This is a genomic window from Verrucomicrobiota bacterium (genome assembly GCA_016871675.1).
GTDB lineage: Bacteria > Verrucomicrobiota > Verrucomicrobiia > Limisphaerales > VHCN01 > VHCN01.
In genome coordinates this window covers 1-20809 of the sequence record VHCN01000049.1, presented here as the reverse complement: position 1 = coordinate 20809, position 20809 = coordinate 1, and the positions used below count along the sequence as shown (strand labels likewise).

Below are 20809 nucleotides of genomic sequence, written 5' to 3'. Positions count from 1 at the left end.
CGTCCTGGTCGGACGACTAGGCATTTGGGGTGATGGGGACTGATCGAAGCACTCCTTGTTTCGGCACTTCAACAAACCGTGGGAAAGCAACCTACTTCGCGATGAGGACCATCCTGTTTTGCGTATCGATCACGTAACGGTAGCCGGGCGGAAGCTTGGGTATGCCGTTGGGAGTGATCGAAGCAAGTTCGTTGACGCTGGCTGGAAATCGCTTCTTCTGCGCGTAGTAGATGTTGAGCGCCTTTGACAAGTCGGCCAATTCAGTGCTGCGCGAAAGTTCCTCAACTGATTGGACCGGTGCCCCTTGGGATGGTGCCTGCGCAGCACTCGGCTGAGCATCGTGCGGTGGAGGAGGGGGCGGCTTGGGCGTCACAAGCGGTGTTGCCGGTTGAGGTGGTGCAACCGGCGGGGAAACCGTCGATGTCTCCGGACGTTTGCTACAAGCGCCCAAGACGAGCGTCGCCGCCAACGTCCCGATGCAGACGAACTGTTTCATTTTGATCCCCATCACCCTGCTAGGAATTGTGACAGTCAACCGCACGCCGCCGATACCATCATCGACCGACTAATCTGCAGACGACGCGTGATCGCGTAGCCACAAGTAGTCCGGATTGCGCCCTGCGACTACAATAGGCGCCGACGCCTGATATTTGACAGGCATGATTGCCGGGCCAGTCCATTTGCGAAACTCCGAGTGGCCGTCAGCAAACGAGAATGCGCTGTTCAAGTTGTGGTAAGGAGCCGGGAAGTCGATAATCTGAGAATTTGCGACACCACCGATATCCTGGTCTCGGATACACTGGACTGCGAATCCACCGTCATTGATGCCGTCCGGGTGCTCATCCAAGAAGACAAACAAGTCCGAGGGGGTGGGTTTGGTCATGTCCTCCACCCGCCGGTAAACTTTGAACGGAGTCTGCGGGTTTGGGTAGGCATTGTTGACCCAACTGCGGTTGTTCACGTTCCAGCCTACGGTTTGGAGCATCGACACGCTCCGATTCCGCGGGCCGACCGTCGTTTGAGACTTGTCGCTGGGGCACTTGAAGACACCGGGCTGAAACCCCACGTAGGAGCCTAACATCCCGTTCGTCGGCGTCGCATTGCCAATCAACGGACTTGGATAATTGTTAACCAACACGTCGCGGCCAATGAGGCACAGTTTGTCGGTGTTGATGGCGTTCCCCGCAGTAAAGTTCAAATTGCCGCGAACCCAGCTTCGTGCAGGCGAATCCATATTATCGACGCACCGACCGTCGAAATCTTCCGTGTAAAGATGCCAACCAAGCTGCAACTGCTTCAAATTCGCCTGGCATCTGGCGCCCGCCGACTTTGCTTTCGCCTTGGACAACGCCGGCAAAAGCATGCCCGCCAGTATCGCGATGATCGCGATGACGACCAGGAGTTCGATCAGTGTGAAGCCGTTGCGTGCGTTTCGACACGGTTCCCCCAGAGGGCTGCGCCGGTGTGTTGTTCTCATTTGCGTCGGAAATTTTGCTGCCGATGAGCAGCTTGGGTTGGCATCTCTTATAAACTCCGCGCCGACGAAGTCAACCACGCAGTTTGCTCCTCACGGCCATCGGGCGACTCTCCGCTTGGGAGCCCGCCTCGTCGCGCAGCATCCTCGCCGCTTCGACTTCGTTGCAGAGCTTCTGATACGCCTCGTCCATGCTCACCACGGCGCCGGAGCCGGGCGCGAAGCCGCAATCCGGATTCAGCGTGATGCGGTCGGCGGGCAGGAACTTCAGCGCCTCGCGCACGCGCGACGCGATGGTCTCGGCCGAATCCACCACGCCGGGCGTCACGCCGACGCAGCCCAAGCCGATCTCGAAATCGTCGCGGAGCTGGCGGAACACGGCCTTGTCGCCGGCGGCGGGCGACGTGAACTCCATGGTGAGGTGGTGGACCTTCAGCCGGTTCAAGTGCGTGAGGATCGGGCCGTAGCCGCCCTCGTGCGCGACTTCGCCACGGGCTCGGCCGCCCGCCCGGCGGCAGAGGTGCACGGCGAGCTTGATGCCCTTCACGCCGTCCACGACCGCATTGATCATGTCCACGGCAAAGCCCGCGGCGGCGTCCGGGTCGGGGTATTTCGCGCGCACCGCGGGATCCACGAAGAGGCAGAGGTGCGGGTCGTCAATTTGCGCGATGTCAGCGCCGGCGTCGCGGATGAGCTCGAGTTCCCGGCGCAGCACGGGCACGCAGTCGCGCACGAAGTCGTTGCGGTTCGGATATGCGCGAGCGGATTGGTCCGGCGACCACATGCGCTCGCCGAGCAGCGCGGGCGAAGGGAGCGTGGATTTCACGAGCCGCCTGGTGAGTGTCTTGAGAAAGGTGACTTCGCGCGCGATGAAGCCGGGCGTCTTCGGCGCGAGCTTGTCGGTGACGAGCGTGAAGGGCCGGCCGTCGGGCAACGTGCCCAGCTCGAAGCCGCGCGCAAGCTCGGCGATGACGCCGATGTAGGACTTGCGCCACCACTCGCCGTCGGTGAGGACGTCGAGCCCGGCGTGCTCCTGCATCGCCACGGCGTAACGGACGGCGGCCTGCATGCGGCGCTCGTAATCGTCGGGCGCGAGCGGCGGGCGGCCGTGGATGAGGTCGAGGACGAATGGCGGGCGCGGCAGCGAGCCGACGACGGAGGTTGGGAAGAGAATGCTCATCGCCGAAATCTTGGTTGCTCAATCCGTGTCCCCGCGCCAGTGCAGGCGCGCGAGCTCGAAGTCCTCCTGCGTGTCCACTTCCATGTAGCTGCCGGGCGTGTCGGCGTGGGCGAACGTCGCGCCCCCCTCGATCATTTCCTGGAAGAGATGAATGAGGTAGGCCTTCTCGAACACGGCGGCTTCACGGAACGGTTTGCCGGCGTGCTTCGAGCGCGCGAGGTGAAAGGCGTCGCGCAACTGCGCGGCGCCGGCCGGCGTGAACTTCGCGATGCCCGTGTATTCGCCGTGCGCCTCGTGCGGGGCGATGCCGCGGTGCACGCGCGTGACGTGACCATTGTGCGCGGTGACCTTCTCGGCGTCGTCGGGCGGATGTTGCGTGCGGTGCTGGTAGCGTTCGAGCCAGCGCGTGTCCACGCTGAGCGCGATGTCGGCGCGCAAGTCGAGCACGCGGCGGACGACGTCGGCCGTGAACAGGATGTCCGAGTAGCAGCAGATGAAGCCCTCGCCCATCAAGTCCTCCGCGTGCATGAGCGAGGCGAGGATGTTGTTGTGTTCCCATCCCGCATTGTGGCGGAACGTGAACTTCGGGTAGTCGCGTCGGACCTTTTCGATCTGATAACCGCCGATGAAGCAGATGTCCGTCACGCCCGCGCCCGCGAACGCGCGCAGCGCCCAGTCAAGCAACCGGCGGCCGTGGACCTCGGCGTAACACTTGGGCGTGTCCGTCGTCATTGGCATGAGCCGGCGTCCGCGACCCGCTGCAATCAGGATGGCCCGCATGGTGACGGTGCGATGGAACACGGAGGACGGCGCCATGGGAAGTGGATTTCACGGCGCGGACGACGCGGCCTCCGGCTTCCTCCCGGCGTTCCACAGGAATGCGATCACTGCCGCGCCGGCGAACGCGCAGCACGCCCAGAACCACACGGCGAACTTCCATCCATGGTCCTGCGCGAGGTGGCCGGTGAACTTGTCGCCCGCGGCCGCGCCCATGTAGCCCATGAAATTCACAAAGCCCGCCGCCGCCGCCGCCGTGCCGCGCCGCGCGAGGTCCACGGGCAGCGTGCCGACGAGCAGGACTTGCGGGCCGAAAATGCAAAAGCCGATGAGGAAGAGGATCGTCACCGAGGAGCCCATGCCCCAGTGAATGACGGTGTTATAGGCCACCGAGAGCAGGCCGAGCAGCACGAGCAGCACACAAATGACCGGCGCGCGACGACCGCCAAACCACCGGTCCGTCGCCCAGCCGGATAGATATGCGCCCGCGATGCCACCGAACGGGAGCACCGCATACTTGAACGCCGCGCCGCTCACGGTCGCGCCCTGCACCTCCTTCAAGTGCGTGACGCCCCAATCGGTGAAACCGTAGCGGCATGCGTCGAGCAGGCAGAGCGCGAGCGCGACGAGCCAGAGGGCGGGGTTCGAGAGCGTCGTCCCGATGTTGTGCCAGATGGAAGTCGCGGCCGGTTTGGATAAAACATCCGACGCCCGATCCGCTGCTGTCGCGCCCGCCGCCCCGGGCGATTCTACCAGCGTGAACCACATGTGCAGCGCGCTCGCCAGGAGAATCCCGGCCGGCACGTAGAGCGCGCCGCGCCAGCCGAACTTCTCCGCGGCCCAGCCTGCGACGACAAACGTCAGCGCCCCGCAAAGCTGATAGCCCGTCCCGATGATGCCGATGGCGCGGCCACGGTGATGCAGCTCGAACCAGTTCGCGGCGACGCGCATCGTCGGCGGCCAGCCGAGCGCCTGCACGTAACCATTGCACGCCCACACAAAGATGAGAAACCACAGCGCCGCACCGAACCCGAACGCAACGTTCAGCGCGGCCGACAGGAGCATGCCAAGCGCAAGCAGCCGCCGTGGCGGAAACCGCTCGGCAAGCTGGCCGTTGAGGAACTGTCCCGCACCATAGGCGAGCTTGAGCGCCATGAGCACGTCGCCAAGTTGCGACTTGTCGAGCCCGAGCTCCGTCTGAATGCCCGGCAGCGCGACGCCGAGGTTGTTCCGGCAGAAGTAAAACGAGCCGTAGGTCAGCCACAAAATCCAGAGCACGTAGTTCCCGCCGGGGGGGAAACAAGAGGTGGATTTGGCGGCGTCCGAGGGATTCAACGGCCCGGAGCAAACCGGATTGCGCCCTGCGCGTCAACGCCAGCGGGGGGAAGCCAGAAGTCGGTCCGCAAGAACTTCGATAAATTCTGGTGGAGGCGGCGGGAGTTGAACCCGCGTCCTTGGAGGAATTGCCAGCCGCGACTACATGCTTAGTCCGGGTTGGTTGTCGGCTTTGGGATCACGACCGGACTCGAATCCCAGAGCGTAGTCCGCATGAAAGTGTTTCGGTCGCTGTCGCGCAGTCTCCGCCATCGACCTATCCTGCTATGGCGTTCATCCGGTTAAGCAGGCGTCCACCGGTGAACGTCGCGGGGCTTAAGCCGCGAGGGCCAACTCGTCGTTAGCTTTTGATGTTTGATGCGGTGATTTACGAGGCCAACGCATCGTCCTCGGCATGCCGCCTCTGGCGCATCTTCCAAGTCGAAACCAGTGCGCCCCCGGTCAGCGGCGTGACTATCGGCCTCGGGCCTCCCGGCGTCAAGGCTCGCGCTTGACCGGTCGGTTGATGACGTGCGCGGGTGGGTGACCGGCTGTGGGCTACGTCTTGATGCTCTCCTCGGGGATGCGCATCCCGTAGAAGGACCGGTAAACAAAGACAAGCGCGACAAGAGCAAACACGCCGCCGATGGCATACTTGACTGTCTGATTGGTCATGGCGACGGCGATCTCGACGGCGAGCAGGCCGAAGAGCGTCGTGAACTTGATCACGGGGTTGAGGGACACACTGCTGGTGTCCTTGAAGGGATCGCCGACGGTGTCGCCGACGACGGTGGCGGCGTGGAGGGGCGTGTTCTTCTGGCGGAGGTCCACCTCGACGATTTTCTTCGCGTTGTCCCATGCGCCGCCGCCGTTCGCCATGAAGATGGCCTGGAACAGCCCGAAGAATGCGAGGCCCATGAGGTAGCCAATGAAGAAGTAGGGGTTGAAGAAGGGCAGCGCGAGCGAGAAGCAGAAGATGACGACGAAGATGTTCACCATGCCTTTCTGCGCGTAGACGGTGCAAATCTTCACGACTTCCTTGGAATCCGCGATGGAGGCCTTCGACGCGTCGAGCTTGATGTTTTCCTTGATAAACACGACGGCGCGGTAGGCGCCGGTGACGACGGCTTGGGTGCTCGCGCCGGTGAACCAGTAAATCACCGCGCCGCCCATGACCAGGCCCATCACGACTTCGGGTTGCACGAGCGAGAGTTTCTCAATCACCGCGCTGTATTCGGGGATGCTCTTGAGGAGCATGATGATGCCGAAAATCATCGTGGTCGCGCCGACAACGGCGGTGCCGATGAGCACGGGCTTGGCAGTGGCCTTGAAGGTGTTGCCAGCGCCGTCACCCTTCTCGAGTTCGTGCTTGGCGTGTTCGAAGTCGGCATCAAAACCGAAGTCCTTCTTGATCTCCTCTTTCACGTTCGGGACCGACTCAATCTGGCTCAGTTCGTAAACCGACTGCGCGTTGTCGGTGACCGGGCCAAAGCTGTCCACGGCGATGGTCACCGGGCCCATGCCGAGAAACCCGAAGGCCACGAGTCCAAATGCAAAGATGGGTGCGGCGAACGCAACATCCGGCATGAGCTGGAGCACGGGAGAACCGGTGTAAGTCGCGGCCACGTAGCTGATGAGCATAAGCACCATGATCACGAGGCCCATCCAGAAGCCGGAGAAGTTGCCCGCGACCAAACCGGAAAGGACATTGAGCGAGGCGCCGCCGTGACGCGACGCGGTGACGACTTCCTTCACATGCCGCGAGTGGGTGCTGGTGAAGACTTTCGTGAATTCCGGGATGATCGCGCCGGCGAGCGTGCCGCACGAGATGATGATCGAGAGCACCCACCACAGGTCGGGCATGCCTTTGAAGCTGCCGAGCAGCAGGTAACTCGCGCCGAACGTGACCACGACCGACGAGATGGACGTCAGCCACACAAGATTGGTGAGGGGCGCTTCCCAGTCGAAGTCCTTGTTCGCGCCGAAGAGCGACTTGGAGGCGACGTCATTGATGAAGTAAGAGCCGAGGGAAGTGAGGATCATCAACATGCGCATCACGAACAGCCACACGATGAGCTGCCCGCAGGCTGCTTGCTGCGCGGGTTGCGCCAGCGCCAGCGCAAGAAACGCGATCAACGCCACACCCGTCACGCCATACGTCTCGAATCCGTCCGCCGTCGGCCCGACGGAATCGCCGGCGTTGTCGCCCGTGCAGTCCGCGATGACGCCGGGGTTCTTGGGATCGTCCTCGGGCAGCTGGAACACGATCTTCATCAAGTCCGCGCCGATGTCGGCGATCTTGGTGAAGATGCCGCCGCAAATGCGGAGCGCGCTCGCGCCGAGCGACTCGCCGATGGCGAAGCCGATGAAGCACGGTCCCGCAAGGTGCGAGGGCAGATACGCGAGAATGAGGATCATGAAGAACAGCTCGACGCTGACGAGCAGCAGGCCGACGCTCATGCCGGATTGCAGCGAGATGCCAAGCGTGTGAAGCGGGTTGCCCTGAAGCGAGGCGAAGGCCGCGCGGGAATTTGCGCGCGTGTTGATGCGGATGCCGAACCACGCCACGCCGTAACTCCCGAGGATGCCGAGGATGGAAGCCAGCAGGATGACGACGACGTTTCCGGCCGAGTTGTGCGAAAGGAAGCCGAAGTAGTAGATCATGCACGCCGCGATGAGCACCCACAGCACCGCGAGGAATTTCCCCTGCTGCGTGAGGTAGGTCTTGCAGGTTTCCCAGATGATGTCTGAAACGGCCGCCATGGACCGGTGCACGGGGAGCGCCTTCGTCTGCAAATACTGCATCACTCCGAAGGCCGTGCCGACGAGGCAGATCAGCAGGCCGATGTTCAGCAGCATCATGCCGGTCACCGTGCTGCCGAAGAGCGTGAACTCAATCGTCGAAAGGTCAGGCAGCTTGATGTCCGCCTCGCCCGCGAACGCCGGACTGGCGGCGAGGACTGACAAGAGGACAAGTGCGAGGAGACCGGAAGTCCGGTCAAGCCGGAAGCGCTTTGCGTTGGCCATGAGTGGAGACAATGAGTTTGTTGGGTGATTCTTCGGCGCGATGCCGCGTTGCAAGTAAGCGAAAGACACCGACCGGTCAAGCGGTTTCATCCCCGGTGCGCCTCGTGATCTGAGACGCTAATCTTCAACGTAATCACCCGTCATGCGATCGCGTGCGCGGCGCCCCGACTCGAGCCTCGGATCGTATTCGTCCCGGTAGTTCGGGGCGCCCGAACTCGTCGCGCGCGTGCGCAAGGTTCTCGTCCAGGCGGGCGCCTTGGATCCGTCGTAATTTCCAGAGCAGGCGGCCTCCAATTCCTCACGGTCGGAGCTTTCCGTTTGACCCCTTCTTCGCCGTGCCCGTAGCCTCGCCGCGCTCATGCTCGCGGAAGCCATCCATCCGAACCCATGGATGATCCTGCCATTCGTCGCCTTGCTCGCGACGATCGCGCTGGCGCCGCTGCTCTTCGCCGGTTGGTGGACGCGCCATTATCCGAAGGTCGCCTACGCGCTCGGCGCGGTGACGCTCGGCTACTACCTCTTCGGCCTCCAAGCCTACGCGCGTGTGCTGCACACGGGCATCGAATATGTCAGCTTCATCTGCCTCATCGGCTCGCTGTTTGTCGTCAGCGGCGGCATCCACATCACCGTGAAGGGCGAGGCCACGCCCGTGGACAACGTGCTCTTCCTGCTCTTCGGCGCGCTCATCTCCAACGTCCTCGGCACGACCGGCGCCTCGATGCTGCTCATCCGGCCGTGGCTGCGGATGAACAAGTATCGCGTCACCGCGCACCACGTCGTGTTCTTCATTTTCATCGTGTCGAATGTCGGCGGCTGCCTCACACCCATCGGCGACCCGCCGCTGTTCCTCGGCTACTTGAAGGGCGTGCCGTTCTGGTGGGTGGCCGAACACTGCTGGCCGATGTGGGCGACGGGACTCGGCATCCTGCTCGTGATGTTCTACATGGTGGACCGTCGCAACTACCTCCGCGCGCCAAAGGCCGTGCGCGAGCAACTCGCCGAGCCTGCGGACACGTGGCGCTTCGAGGGCGGCGTGAACGTGTTCTTCCTCGCGGTGATCCTCGGCGCGGTGTTCATCAACCACCCGCCATTCCTGCGCGAAGGGCTGATGGTCGCGGCGGCGGCTGGCTCGTGGTTCGCGACCAGGAAGCACATTCACGAGGCGAACCACTTCAACTTTCACCCGATTCAGGAAGTCGCGATCCTGTTCGTCGGCATCTTCGCAACGATGATGCCCGCACTGGACTGGCTCGGCGCGAACGCGAAGTCCTTCGGCGCACCGACCGCGTCGCTTTTCTATTGGGGCAGCGGCACGCTCAGCAGCATGCTGGACAACGCGCCGACGTATCTGAGCTTCCTCAGCGCGGCGGCGGGGCCGGCGCTGGAGGACAAGGCGGCGTTCGCGCGCCTCATGGCGGAGCCCGGGTTCAACAGCCTGCTCGTCGCCATCAGCGTCGCCGCGGTGTTCTTCGGAGCGAACACTTACATCGGCAACGGCCCGAACTTCATGGTCAAAGCCATCGCCGATCAGCAAAAGGTCCACACGCCGACCTTCCTTGGCTACGTGTTCAGGTTCACGCTGCCGTTCATGCTGCCGATGCTCATTGTCGTGTGGCTGCTGTTCTTCCGGGGGTGAACGCGGCCGGGTGGTCTTCACCGGCAGTTCGAGGTTCACAGTTCGAGGTCCGAGGTGCAAAGTTGCCGCCGTCCGCATGCGCGCGCTCTACAATCTGCTCTTCATCGCCTTCTTCGTGCTCAGCGCGCCGTATTACTTCTGGAAGATGCGGCGGCGCGGCAACTGGCGGCGCAACTTCGGGCAGCGCTTCGGCCGCTACGAGGGGCGCGTCAAGCAGGCGCTTACCAACAGCCACACGCTCTGGCTCCACGCCGTCAGCGTCGGCGAGGTCAACCTCTGCACGCAGCTCATCGCCGCGCTCGAGCCGCGCCTGCCGCTGCACAAGTTCGTCGTCACCACCACCACCACCACCGGCATGGGCGAACTGGAAAGGAAACTCCCGCCGCACATCCTGAGGCTTTACTACCCCGTGGACCTCCGCGGGCCCGTGAAGCGCGCGCTCGGCCTCATCAACCCGCGCGCCGTCGTGCTCGTCGAGGCGGAGATCTGGCCCAACTTCCTCTGGCGCGTGCGCGACCGCGGAGTGCCGCTCTTCCTCGTGAACGCCCGGCTCTCGCCCCGCTCGTTCCCGCGTTACAAACGGTTCGGATTCCTGTTCCGGAACATCTTCGCCTCGTTCACCGGCGTCGGCGCGCAGAACGAATCCGACGCGGCCCGGCTGCGCGAACTCGGCTGCCGGCCGGAGGCCATCCGCGTCGTGGGCAACCTCAAGTTCGACGCGGCGAGGCCCGACACGCGACGCCACCTTGACGTGCCCGCGCTGCTGACCCAGCTCGGTGCGCGCGCGGGCGCGAGCCTGCTCGTGGCCGGCAGCACGCACGCAGGCGAGGAGGCGCTGCTCGCGGAGATGCTGCCGAGGTTGCGACGCGAATGCCCCGACCTGTTTCTCGTGCTCGTGCCGCGCCACATGGAGCGCGGCCAATCCGTCGGCGAGGAACTCACGTCGCGCGGCGTGAAGTTCGCGTTCCGCACGGATCTCACGGCCGGGCGCCAGTTCGCGCCCGGTTCGCTCGAATGTCTGCTCGTGAACACGACCGGCGAGCTCAAGTATTTCTACGAGCACGCCACGGTCATTTTCGTCGGCAAGAGCCTGACGGCCGAGGGCGGGCAGAACCCCATCGAGCCGGGCGCGCTCGGCAAGGCGATGCTGTTCGGCCCGCACATGGAGAACTTTCCCGGCATTGCAGACGCCTTTGTGAAAGCCGGCGGTGCCGTGCAAGTGCCCGATGCCCCCGCGTTGGAAACGGAAATCGCCGCGCTGCTCCGCGACGAACCGCGCCGCCTCGCGCTGGGAATGAGCGCGCTGAACGTCGTGCGCGAAAACCAGGGCGCCGTCGATCGCACCGTGGAGATGATCGTGGAGCATATCGCGCCACCGGCGCACAGGGGGCCGCGACCGTAAGCACTTCATCCATTTGACTCCATGCGCCTTGCTTCCGTTCTCACCCCGCTGAGCGACTACCACTTGACGCTTGCGGCGCAGTGCGGCGTGGAGGACATCACCATCCGTTACCCCGGACCCGCAGAGGCAGACCTGCTCGCCGTCAAACAGCGGATCGAATCCCACGGACTCCGGCTGGCCATTGTTGAAGGCTTTCTTCCCATCGAGCGGCTGAAGGTCGGACGCGACGACGGCACCGGGTTGGCCGCGATGAAGGCGCTCATCCGCCAGATGGGCCGGCTCGGTGTGCCGATCCTCTGCACCAACTTCATGGCGGGCACAGACTGGGTCCGCACCCGGCTGGATGTCCCCGCGCGCGGTGGGGCGCGTGTGACGGAGTTCAACCTCGCAGCAGCGGAGCGCGCCGTGTCGTTGAGTGCGACGGCGTCCGTCATCGACTCCGAGCGGGTGTCGGCGGAATCCCTGTGGAAGAACCTCGAGCGGTTTCTTGTCGAAGTGATTCCGGTGGCCGAGGAATGCGGGGTGATGCTCGCGATGCATCCGGATGATCCGCCACTGCCGGAGTTCCGCGGGAAGGCGCGGATCCTGAATTGCGTCGAGAGTTTTGAACGTCTTGTCCGCCTGGTGCCCAGCCGGAACAACGGGATTTGTTTTTGCCAGGGCACGTTTGCCGCGATGGGTGTGGATATTCCCGCCACGATCCGCCGGCTTGGGCCGCACATTCGCTACGTGCACTTCCGCGACGTGCGGGGCCGAGGGCCGGCGCAGTTTGTCGAGACCTTCCACGATGACGGGCCGACGGACATGGTCGCCGCGATGGCTGCGTATCGGGAGACGGGTTTCACCGGCCCCATGCGGCCCGATCATGTGCCGCAACTCATCGGTGAGGAGGACGGCGAACCCGGTTACACCATGCTCGGACGACTGTTCGCCTACGGTTACATGCGGGGATTGATCCAGGCGACGGAGAAGCGCGCCGGTGTTTCCGGCTCTGCCTGACTGCGCCATGAGTCCGTCCACGCCCTCCAACGTGCGCCACCGCATCATTGCGGTGAGCATGATGATGGCGTTCATCCTCTACCTTGACCGCATCTGCCTCGCGGAGATTGTGAAGTCGGCGTCCTTCAAGGGCGATGTGATGCTGACGAAGGAGGAAATCGGCCGCGTGATGGGGGCGTTCTTTCTTTCCTACGCGCTGTTTCAAGTGCCGGCGGGCTGGGCGAGCGACCGCTTCGGCGCGCGCAAAATGCTCACCGCCTACATCGTGCTGTGGTCGGTGTTCACGGGCTTCACCGGGTTGGTGTCGAGCTTCACGGGATTGATGGCGATGCGCCTGCTGTGCGGCGCGGCGCAGGCGGGCGCGTATCCCGCAAGCGGCGCGGTGATCCGGCGGTGGATTCCCCTCACGTCGCGCGCCAAGTCGAGTTCACTGGTCGCGCTGGGTGGGAGGATGGGCGGCACGCTGGCGCCATTCCTCACGGCGTGGATGGTCGTGGCGCTCGGACACTGGCGGCGGCCGTTGTGGGTGGACGCCGCCATCGGGTTGGTCATCGCCGCGATTTACTGGCGGATCGTCCGCGACCGGCCGGAGGAACATCCCGGTTGCAACCCGGCCGAGCGCGCGCTCATCGGCCAGCCTCCCGTCGAGAAGCCCGTGCCACCGCGCGAACTGTTCTCGATGCTCTGGGCGTTCTGCCGCAGCCGGAGCCTGTGGTTGAACGCAGCAGGTCAGTGGCTCGTAAACGTCGGATGGGTGTTCCTCGTGACGTGGCTGCCGATCTACCTGAAGGAACACAAGGGCGTTGAGGACGTGGACGGAGGCCGGATGGTGACCATCGCGCTGGCGTTCGGAATGGCCGGGCAACTCATCGGCGGCTGGCTCGCGGACTTGAGTGTGCGCACCTTCGGCCTGCGGTGGGGACGCGTGCTGCCGATGTCCGCCTCGGGGCTGCTCGCCGGCTCGGCCTATCTCGTGTGCCTCCGGATGGATTCCGCGTGGGGCGTGGTCGCGTGCTGCGCCGTCGTGTCGTTCGCGGTGGACATGGGAAATCCCGCGATCTGGGCGTTCATGCAGGATGTGGGCGGACGCGCGACAGCCGCGGCGTTCGGCTGGGGCAACATGTGGGGCAACCTCGGCGCATCCGCGATGTCGATGCTCGTGCCGGAGTTGATGAAGCTCGGCCAAAGCGGCGAGGCCGGACAGCGCATCGTCTTCATGGTCTGCGCGGGGGCACTCTTCACTTACAGTGTGCTCGCGCTCGGGCTCGACGCCACCAAACCCGTGCTCGGCGCCCCGAAACCGTGATCCCGGCGCGCGCCGCGATGTCCGACTTCACCGGAGGGCGGGCTCTTGCGCGAACACTACTTCGCGTTCTCCTTCACGAACTTGATGGCACCCGCGACGAACTCGGTCGGCTCCTTTGCGAAGGTCGCGTTGTCCGTCTCGATCGCCATCACGCCTGGCCACTTCGCCTTCTTCAACTCGGCCAGCAACCCCGCGTAGTTCGCCTCGCCCGTGCCCACCATCACGTCCAGGATGACCTTCTTGCCGTCGGCGGTCTTCTCCGACTTCTTGTCCTTGAGGTGGATGTCGTAAACGCGTCCCCCGTATTCGCGGAACGCCTTCGCGGCGTCGAAGCCCGCGCCCGTGATGTGGCCGACGTCCATGCACACACCGATCCGCTTGTCCCGGTTCTTGAGCACGGACCACACTTTCTCCGGCGAGCCGTAGACGGACTCGAGCCCGTGGTTATGGATGGCCAGCTTGATGTCGTATTCCTTCACCAACTCCTCCAGGCCGTCCCACAGCGCCGCGTCGTTCTTCGGTTCGACGATGATGACCTTGATGCCCATGAGCTTGGCGAACTCAAACAGCTTCCGGTTCTCCTCCTTGTTCGCCGACGTGCCCGCCACGCCGAACGTGTAACACGTGAGCCCCTTCGCATCGAGCACGGCCTTCTTGCGGAGCGTCTCCTCGCGCGGCGCCGCCGGGCTCATGTGATTGCCGATCATCTGGATTTGCTTGAGGTTGTGCTTCACGGCGAACTCGACGACCTGGTCGAAATTCATGTTGCGGCACGTCCACGTCTGCAAGCCGACCGTCGGTTGGTAATCCGCGGCGGGGGCGGGGGCGGCAATGGCGAACGCGGCGATGAGCGCCAGCAATCCGGCGGCGATTCGTCGAAGTTTCATGATGCGGTCGAGGGCTGGCGGGATTGAACGCCAAACCCCTGGCAGGCAAAAGCGAAAAATCACCCGGGCCAATGCGCACAGAGACTTGCGGGGCGCGTGAGCGAGTGCGTGACGGGCGAAAGCGCGGCCCGGGGGAATTTCCTTTTGACTTCCGGAGTGCGCTCACTAGATTGGCCGCGCTTTTTGGATTTGGGGTCGTAGCTCAGTTGGTAGAGCACCACAATGGCATTGTGGGGGTCAGGAGTTCGAGCCTCCTCGGCTCCACCAAATCAGGGCGCAAGGCAGCCGCAAGCTCCCTGGTCGCCCGGGCAGTTTTTCGGAGGAATTGCTTTACACCACCCAGGCACCTCCCTATTCTGGCGCCCCTTATCGAACTGCCGACCTGTATGAACACCACGACGATCAAGAACAAACTGATTGCAGATTTCCGCGTTCACGAGCAAGACACCGGGTCGGCCGACGTTCAAATCGCCCTGCTCACCGAGCGCATCAACCACCTGACCCAGCACCTGCAAGGAAACGTCAAGGACCACAGCTCCCGCCGCGGCCTGCTCAAGATGGTCGGCCAGCGCCGCCGCCTGCTGGACTATTTGCACGACACCGACTCGAGCCGCTACACGGCCATCACCAAGAAGCTCAAGTTGCGCCGCTAACCCATTTTGCCGCGGCAGCCCGCCCCGATGGCGTTCCCCTGCTGCGGCATCGGATTTCCCCGGAATCGAGCGACCCGGGACCAATCCCTCAACCCAAAACAACAGTCGCCCACCAAACGCGCCCACCGGCCGGAGTCATTTCACTCAGCACCCGCATTGGTCAGGTGCTCACTGAAGTCACTCAAGGCCGGGGGGCGCATCCAAACCACAATGCCAGAGAAAGTCAGCGTCCAAGTCGGACAAGCCCAAATCCACATCGAAACCGGCAAACTCGCCAAGCAGGCCGACGGCGCCGTTACAGTTCAACTCGGCGACACGATCGTCATCGTCGCCGCCGTCGCCGCCACCAAAGCCAAGCCAGGGCAGGATTTCTTCCCGCTCACGGTGGACTATCGCGAGAAGGCCGCCGCCGTCGGCAAGTTCCCCGGCGGCTACTTCAAACGCGAAGGCCGCCCCACTGAAAAGGAAATCCTCACCTGCCGCCTCACCGACCGCCCCATCCGTCCGCTCTTCCCGAAGGGCTGGTATAATGAAGTCCAGGTCCAAACCGTGCTGCTGTCAGCAGACGGCGAGAACGACCCGGACATCCTCTCCATCGTCGGCGCAAGCGCCGCGCTGTCAGTCAGCGACATCCCGTGGGCCGGACCGCTCGGAGCCGTGCGCGTCGGCCGCGTCAACGGCCAATTCATCGCCAACCCCACCCACTCCCAGCAGGCCGAGAGCGACCTCGACCTCGTCTACGTCGGCAACGCCACGGATGTGGTCATGTATGAAGGCTCCGCGAAGGAAATCCCGGAGGCCGACTTCATGGCCTCGCTCAAGTTCGCGCACGATTGCTGCCAGCCGCTCATCGCCGCGCAGCAGGAACTCGCCGCCAAGGCCGGCAAGAAGAAGCGCGACATCACCGTCACCATCGTCCCCGAGGAAATCCTCCAGGAAGCCAAGGGGCTCGCGGGCGACCGCATGGTTCCCGCGCTCCTCACCCCCGGCAAACTCAACCGCGAAGCCGCCTGCAAGGCCATCTCCAACGAAGTCGGCGCCAAGCTCAAGGAAAAGCACGGCGAGGAAGTCATCAACGACTTCGTCGTGAGCAACGCCTTCTACTACATCCAAAAGGAAGCCGTCCGGAAGCTCATCCTCGACGACGCCAAGCGCCTCGACGGACGCAACAGCGAGCAGATTCGCCCCATCTCCGGCGAAGTCGGCCTGCTCCCGCGCGCCCACGGCTCGGCCATGTTTTGCCGCGGCGAAACACAGGCGATTACGCTCGTCACCCTCGGCACGACCGAGGATTCCCAGGAATTCGACGCGTGGACCGGTGGCACCACCAAGAAGCAGTTCATCCTCCACTACAACTTCCCGAACTTCTCCGTCGGCGAGACCGGCCGCATCAGCGGTCCCGGCCGCCGCGAGATCGGGCACGGCGCGCTCGCCGAACGCAGCGTCGAGCCGGTCGTTCCGTTCGCGAACTTCCCCTACGCGGTCCGCGTCACCAGCGAAATCATGGAGTCCAACGGCTCCACCTCCATGGCCTCCGTCTGCGGCGCGACGCTCGCGCTCATGGACGCCGGCGTCCCCATCACCCGGCCCGTCGCCGGCATCAGCGTCGGCATCTGCACCGAGCACGATGATTCCGACAAGATCGCCCGCTACCGACTGCTCACCGACATCATCGGCTGGGAAGACGCCTTCTGCGACATGGACTGCAAGATCGCCGGCACCGACAAAGGCATCACCGGCTTCCAACTCGACCTCAAACTCCGCGGCCTGCCCATGGACATCATGGCCGAAGCCGTCGAAAAGGCCCGCATCGCCCGCCTCTCAATCCTCGCCGACATGGCGAAGATCATCGCCGCCCCGCGCACCGAACTCAGCCAATACGCCCCGCGCATCGTCACCCTCAAGATCAACCCCGAAAAAATCGGCGCCCTCATCGGGCCCGGCGGCAAGAACATCAAGCGCCTCGTCGAGGAATCCGGCTGCGAGATCAACATCGAGGACGACGGCACGGTCAACATCTACTCCATCAGCGCCGAGGGCCTGGCCATCGCGCGCGAGCAGATCGAAGGCATGTCCGCCGAAGCCGAGATCGGCAAGATCTACAAGGGCCGCGTCGTCACCATCAAGGACTTCGGCTGCTTCGTCGAATTCCTCCCCGGCCAGGACGGCCTCGTCCACGTCAGCGAACTCGCCGACTTCCACGTGCGCAAGACCGAGGACATCGTCAAAATGGGCGACGACATCTGGGTCAAGTGCCTCGGCGTCGATGAAAAGGGCCGCGTGCGCCTCAGCCGCAAGGCGGCGATGATCGAGCGCGGCGAGAGCATGGGCGCGCCGACCGAAGGCCCCGACTCCGGCGAACCCTCGGGCGACCGGCCCGACCGAGGCGACCGCGGCCCGCGCGGCCGTGACCGAGGCGATCGCGGCGGACGCGGCGGGCGCGACCGCAAGGAATCCAACGGCGAGGAATCCGGTCCGCAAGCCGAGGAAGGAAAAATCTACCGCGCCAAGGTGATTTCGATCAAAGACTTTGGAGTCTTCGTCGAATACCTCCCCGGCAAGGAAGGCCTCTGCCACATCAGCGAACTTGCGAACTTCCGCCCCAAGCGCGCCGATGAAGTCGTGCAGGTCGGCGACGAAATCCCCGTCAAATGCCTCGGCAACGACGAGCGCGGCCGCTTGCGCTTCAGCCGCAAGGCCGCGATGGAAGAGCGCGAAAAAGCCGGGGGCGCGCCAGCCGTGACGCCCGCCCCCGAGGCCGAAGCGCAGCCGCAGTAGCTCCCGGAACATTCGTATTCGATGTTCAGTGTCCGCAGCCGGATGTTCGAACCAAACCGGCATGCGGCACTGACACTCGAACCCTGTCCTCACCGAATACTAAACCCTGAACACTCGCCGATGCCCCGTCTCAACGCATCCGAACTCAAGGTCGCTCTCGCTTTGGTTCCAGCATGGCGCAAGAGCGGCCGCAACATCGTCCGCTCATGCGAGTTCGCGGACTTCGTTGCCGCGATGAAGTTTGTCAACGCCGTTGCCGTCGCGGCAGAGAAAGCCAATCACCACCCGGACATCGACATCCGCTGGAACCAGGTCACCCTTGCACTCTCGACGCACAGCGAGGGCGGCTTGACCGCGAAGGACTTCGGCCTCGCGAGCCGGATCGATCGGCTCGCGTCCCGGTTCAAGGCCGCCTAGCCGACGCCCGTCACCGTGCGCGCGAATGAGCCCCGCGCGCGAGTGCAGTCCATGCGGGCTCTCAACCGTCCGTCACTGTTTACAATCCATGACATCACTCCCGACCATCCTCCTTCGCCCGGGCGAGGCCGACCGCATCATCGCCGGCCATCCGTGGGTTTACGCGAACTCCGTCCTCCGCGTCACGCAGCCGCCCGACGAGGGCCAGCTCGTGCAGGTCAAGGACCACCGCCAGCGCATGCTCGGCGTGGGGTTTTTCAACTCCAAGGCCAAGATCGCAGTGCGCATCCTCGCACACGACCGCGTGGAGGCAAACGCCGCGTTCTTCGAGGAACGCATCCGCGCCGCGCTTTCCGTCCGCCAGCGCCACATGCCGGGCGCGACCAGCTTTCGAGTCGTCAATGCCGAGGGCGACTTCCTCAGCGGCCTCATCGTGGACAAATACGAGGACGTGCTCGTGATGCAGGTGTCCTCGCTCGGCATGGATCAGCGCAAGAAGGAAATCAGCGTCGCGTTGCGCGCCGTGCTGAACCCGCGCGCCGTCATCGAGCGCAACGACCTCGCGGCGCGGAAATTCGAAGGCATGGAGGACGCCTCCGCCGTGCTGGTCGGGCGCGCCGTGACGCAGGTGACCGTCGGCCTCAACGGGCTCAAGTTCGCCGCTGACCTCACCGCGGGACACAAGACCGGGCTCTACCTCGACCAGCAGCTCAACTACGAGGCGGTGGCCAGACTCATCGGGCAGCGGCCCGGCAGCCAGGTCCTCGACTGCTTCACCTTCCACGGCGGATTCGCCCTGCACGCGGCGCGCGCCGGCGCGGCGCACGTGCTGGGACTCGACCAAAGCGACGATGCGCTGGCGGTCGCTCGGGCCAATGCCAGCGCAAATGACCTCACTGAAAAATGCTCGTTTGAGGCGACAAACGTGTTCGACTGGCTCAAGGCACACACCGTGGCCAGGCCCAACGAAAAGCTGATCCCGCGCTGGGACGCCATCATCCTCGACCCCCCGTCCTTCACGCGCACACGAGAAACCGTCCCGAACGCTTTGCGCGGCTACAAGGAAATCCACGTCCGCGCGCTGCAACTGCTCAAGCCCGGCGGCATACTCGCGACATTCTGCTGCTCGCACCACGTCTCGACGCAGTTGTTCATGGACACCATCCTGTCCGCCGCCTACGACCGCCAGCGCATCCTCCGCCGCGTCGCTGTCTTCAATCAACCGCCCGACCATCCGGTGATCCCGATGATCCCTGAGTCGGAGTATTTGAAAGGCTACGCCTTCGAGATTGTGCGGTGATCCGCCCCCAGCGCCCCGGCGCCGGCGCGCTACCGCAGCAACTCCCGCTGCCAGCACATCAACCCGGCCCAAGCCGCGTCTCCGCCGCGCGCGAGTTCGTCCAGCGTCACGCGGCTCGCGATCAGCGTCGGATCAATCCGCAACTCGCCCGCCTTCCGGTCGCGGCGAAGCTTGAGTTCCTCGAACCGTCGTTTCTCCGCAGCCGTTGGATGACGCGCCACATGCCGGACTTGCGCCGGTTGCCGGTCGTGCGGCGCGGCGAGTCCGCGTCGCACGGCCTCGCGCAAGGATTCGAACCGCCGCGGCGGCCAGCGTCGCGGCAGGAAATCCTCCCACGGCCCTCCGTGGGCCGCCGCGTTCGCGACAGACACGACCAAGTCGTGCATCAGCACGAAGAACGGCGGCCGGTTCCACGCCAGCGCCTCGCGCTCGCGCCAGTGCCAGACCTCCCGCAACACCGCGAGCGCGGGGCGGCTGAGCCGGCCGCTTCCCTTGAGCCGCCAGACCTCGTCCTCGTCCACCACCGGATCGCGCGCGCAATCTGCAACGAGCTTCGCGCAGGATTCCTCGCACCAACCAAGACGACCTTGCTCGCGCAGGCGCGTGATGAGCATGTCGGACAGCGCCTTCAGGTGATGCGTGTCGCGCCGCGCGTAGTCGAGCAGGCGCTGGGAAAGCGGCCGCATCGCCCAGTTGGCCTTCTGCGGGGCCTTGTCCAGTTTCACCCCGAGGAAAAGCTCCACCAGATCGCCGAGCCCGAACCGCTCCACGCCCGCGAGTCGCGCGGCGATCATCGTGTCGAAAACTTCATGCGGACGGAACCGGTGGTGCTCGTGGAACAGCCGCAGATCGTAGTCCGCCCCGTGCAGAATCAACCCGCGACCGCGCAACGCCGCCCACAGCGGATTCAGTTCGATGCCCGTGAGCGGGTCGACGAGTTCATCCGCCCCCGCGATGCTGATCTGGATGAGGCAGATTTTTTCCGGGTAGGCGTGAAGGCTGTCGGCCTCGGTGTCGAGGGCGAGCCACTCGGCGGCGCTGAGGCGCGGAAGCAGCGCGGCGAGCGCGGCGGCGGTTCCAATCACGCGGCGAGTGTAGCGCGACACCGCGGGATGTCAGCACCGGGTATCGAACCTGCCCTGGAATCAACACGGCGCCCGTCGTGGGCGAACGCGCTCGCCGTCACTTCGCGCGCTCTCTTTGCTCTTCCCTGAGTTTCTTGAAGAAGCCCACGCTGTCGAAAACGCTCGTTCGAGCATGCTTGAGCCAGCGACGCAGAATCTTCGCGTCAATCCCCTGCCGCAACACCCGGCAGATGGCCGCGTCGCCGGCGGACTGCCCTTTGGCATGATCCGCGATGGCGGCTGCGGCGGCAGGTGTGTGATTCGCGGCGGTGGAGCGGACGGTGCGCCCACGATTTGCCCGCGATGCTCGAAAGGACGGCGGAGAGGCTGTTCCCTGCAGCGCCCTGGTTAGGCGGCATCATGTCTGTCTCAAAGCTCATCTGGTGCGGATGCCGCTTGCCGATGGCATCGTCCGTGTAGAAGCGAATTCCCGCGATGGGCTTCTTGCCTTCGGGCACGATCGGATTGCCCTTCAAAATCAGATTGCGGATCTCGACCCCGCCGGAGGTCGCTTCAATCGCGGGCGTATCCTCGG

The 20809-nt window shown here is 64.3% G+C and carries 15 protein-coding genes, 1 tRNA gene and 1 other RNA gene; 9 read left to right on the top strand and 8 right to left on the bottom strand.

Annotated features, from left to right (window positions below):
• Positions 1 to 565: 565 nt before the first annotated feature.
• The 6 genes from FJ386_10955 to FJ386_10930 form a co-directional block, all read right to left on the bottom strand.
• Positions 566 to 1477, bottom strand: coding sequence for a prepilin-type N-terminal cleavage/methylation domain-containing protein (locus FJ386_10955; GenBank protein ID MBM3877224.1), 912 nt, complete (start codon positions 1475 to 1477; stop codon positions 566 to 568).
• A gap of 70 nt (positions 1478 to 1547) precedes the next feature.
• Complete coding sequence (locus FJ386_10950) at positions 1548 to 2654, bottom strand: cobalamin-independent methionine synthase II family protein (protein ID MBM3877223.1); 1107 nt, start codon at positions 2652 to 2654, stop codon at positions 1548 to 1550.
• 18 nt (positions 2655 to 2672) lie between these two features.
• Positions 2673 to 3470, bottom strand: a complete 798-nt coding sequence (locus FJ386_10945) for a phosphocholine cytidylyltransferase family protein (GenBank protein ID MBM3877222.1) — start codon at positions 3468 to 3470, stop codon at positions 2673 to 2675.
• Positions 3471 to 3482: 12 nt separating this feature from the next.
• Entirely contained in the window at positions 3483 to 4766 is a 1284-nt protein-coding gene (locus FJ386_10940; protein MBM3877221.1) for an MFS transporter, read from the bottom strand.
• Positions 4767 to 4853: 87 nt separating this feature from the next.
• Positions 4854 to 5205: a transfer-messenger RNA gene (gene ssrA, locus FJ386_10935) on the bottom strand.
• Between the two features lie 98 nt (positions 5206 to 5303).
• Positions 5304 to 7772, bottom strand: coding sequence for a sodium-translocating pyrophosphatase (locus FJ386_10930; GenBank protein MBM3877220.1), 2469 nt, complete (start codon positions 7770 to 7772; stop codon positions 5304 to 5306).
• Positions 7773 to 8130: 358 nt separating this feature from the next.
• Between FJ386_10930 and FJ386_10925 the strand changes: the two genes are divergently transcribed.
• From FJ386_10925 to FJ386_10910, 4 genes are all read left to right on the top strand, one after another.
• Positions 8131 to 9408: a sodium:proton antiporter gene (locus FJ386_10925; protein MBM3877219.1), complete on the top strand. Its 1278-nt coding sequence runs from the start codon at positions 8131 to 8133 to the stop codon at positions 9406 to 9408.
• A gap of 76 nt (positions 9409 to 9484) precedes the next feature.
• Complete coding sequence (locus FJ386_10920) at positions 9485 to 10810, top strand: 3-deoxy-D-manno-octulosonic acid transferase (GenBank protein ID MBM3877218.1); 1326 nt, start codon at positions 9485 to 9487, stop codon at positions 10808 to 10810.
• A gap of 21 nt (positions 10811 to 10831) precedes the next feature.
• Positions 10832 to 11809, top strand: coding sequence for a TIM barrel protein (locus tag FJ386_10915; protein ID MBM3877217.1), 978 nt, complete (start codon positions 10832 to 10834; stop codon positions 11807 to 11809).
• Between the two features lie 7 nt (positions 11810 to 11816).
• Entirely contained in the window at positions 11817 to 13115 is a 1299-nt protein-coding gene (locus tag FJ386_10910; protein MBM3877216.1) for an MFS transporter, read from the top strand.
• Positions 13116 to 13171: 56 nt separating this feature from the next.
• Here FJ386_10910 and FJ386_10905 read toward each other — a convergent pair whose 3' ends face one another.
• Positions 13172 to 14002, bottom strand: coding sequence for a sugar phosphate isomerase/epimerase (locus FJ386_10905; protein ID MBM3877215.1), 831 nt, complete (start codon positions 14000 to 14002; stop codon positions 13172 to 13174).
• A 191-nt stretch (positions 14003 to 14193) separates the two neighbouring features.
• Between FJ386_10905 and FJ386_10900 the strand changes: the two genes are divergently transcribed.
• From FJ386_10900 to FJ386_10880, 5 genes are all read left to right on the top strand, one after another.
• Positions 14194 to 14269 (top strand) — tRNA-Ala (locus tag FJ386_10900).
• A 119-nt stretch (positions 14270 to 14388) separates the two neighbouring features.
• On the top strand, positions 14389 to 14655 hold the full coding sequence (gene rpsO, locus FJ386_10895) for a 30S ribosomal protein S15 (GenBank protein ID MBM3877214.1): 267 nt from the start codon (positions 14389 to 14391) through the stop codon (positions 14653 to 14655).
• Positions 14656 to 14865: 210 nt separating this feature from the next.
• Positions 14866 to 17433, top strand: coding sequence for a polyribonucleotide nucleotidyltransferase (pnp, locus tag FJ386_10890; protein MBM3877213.1), 2568 nt, complete (start codon positions 14866 to 14868; stop codon positions 17431 to 17433).
• 120 nt (positions 17434 to 17553) lie between these two features.
• Positions 17554 to 17850, top strand: a complete 297-nt coding sequence (locus FJ386_10885; protein ID MBM3877212.1) for a 4a-hydroxytetrahydrobiopterin dehydratase — start codon at positions 17554 to 17556, stop codon at positions 17848 to 17850.
• A gap of 88 nt (positions 17851 to 17938) precedes the next feature.
• Entirely contained in the window at positions 17939 to 19150 is a 1212-nt protein-coding gene (locus tag FJ386_10880; GenBank protein ID MBM3877211.1) for a class I SAM-dependent rRNA methyltransferase, read from the top strand.
• Between the two features lie 29 nt (positions 19151 to 19179).
• On the opposite strand, the gene FJ386_10875 is transcribed toward FJ386_10880, so the two are convergent.
• On the bottom strand, positions 19180 to 20256 hold the full coding sequence (locus tag FJ386_10875) for a ribonuclease D (GenBank protein ID MBM3877210.1): 1077 nt from the start codon (positions 20254 to 20256) through the stop codon (positions 19180 to 19182).
• Between the last annotated feature and the right edge of the window lie 553 nt (positions 20257 to 20809).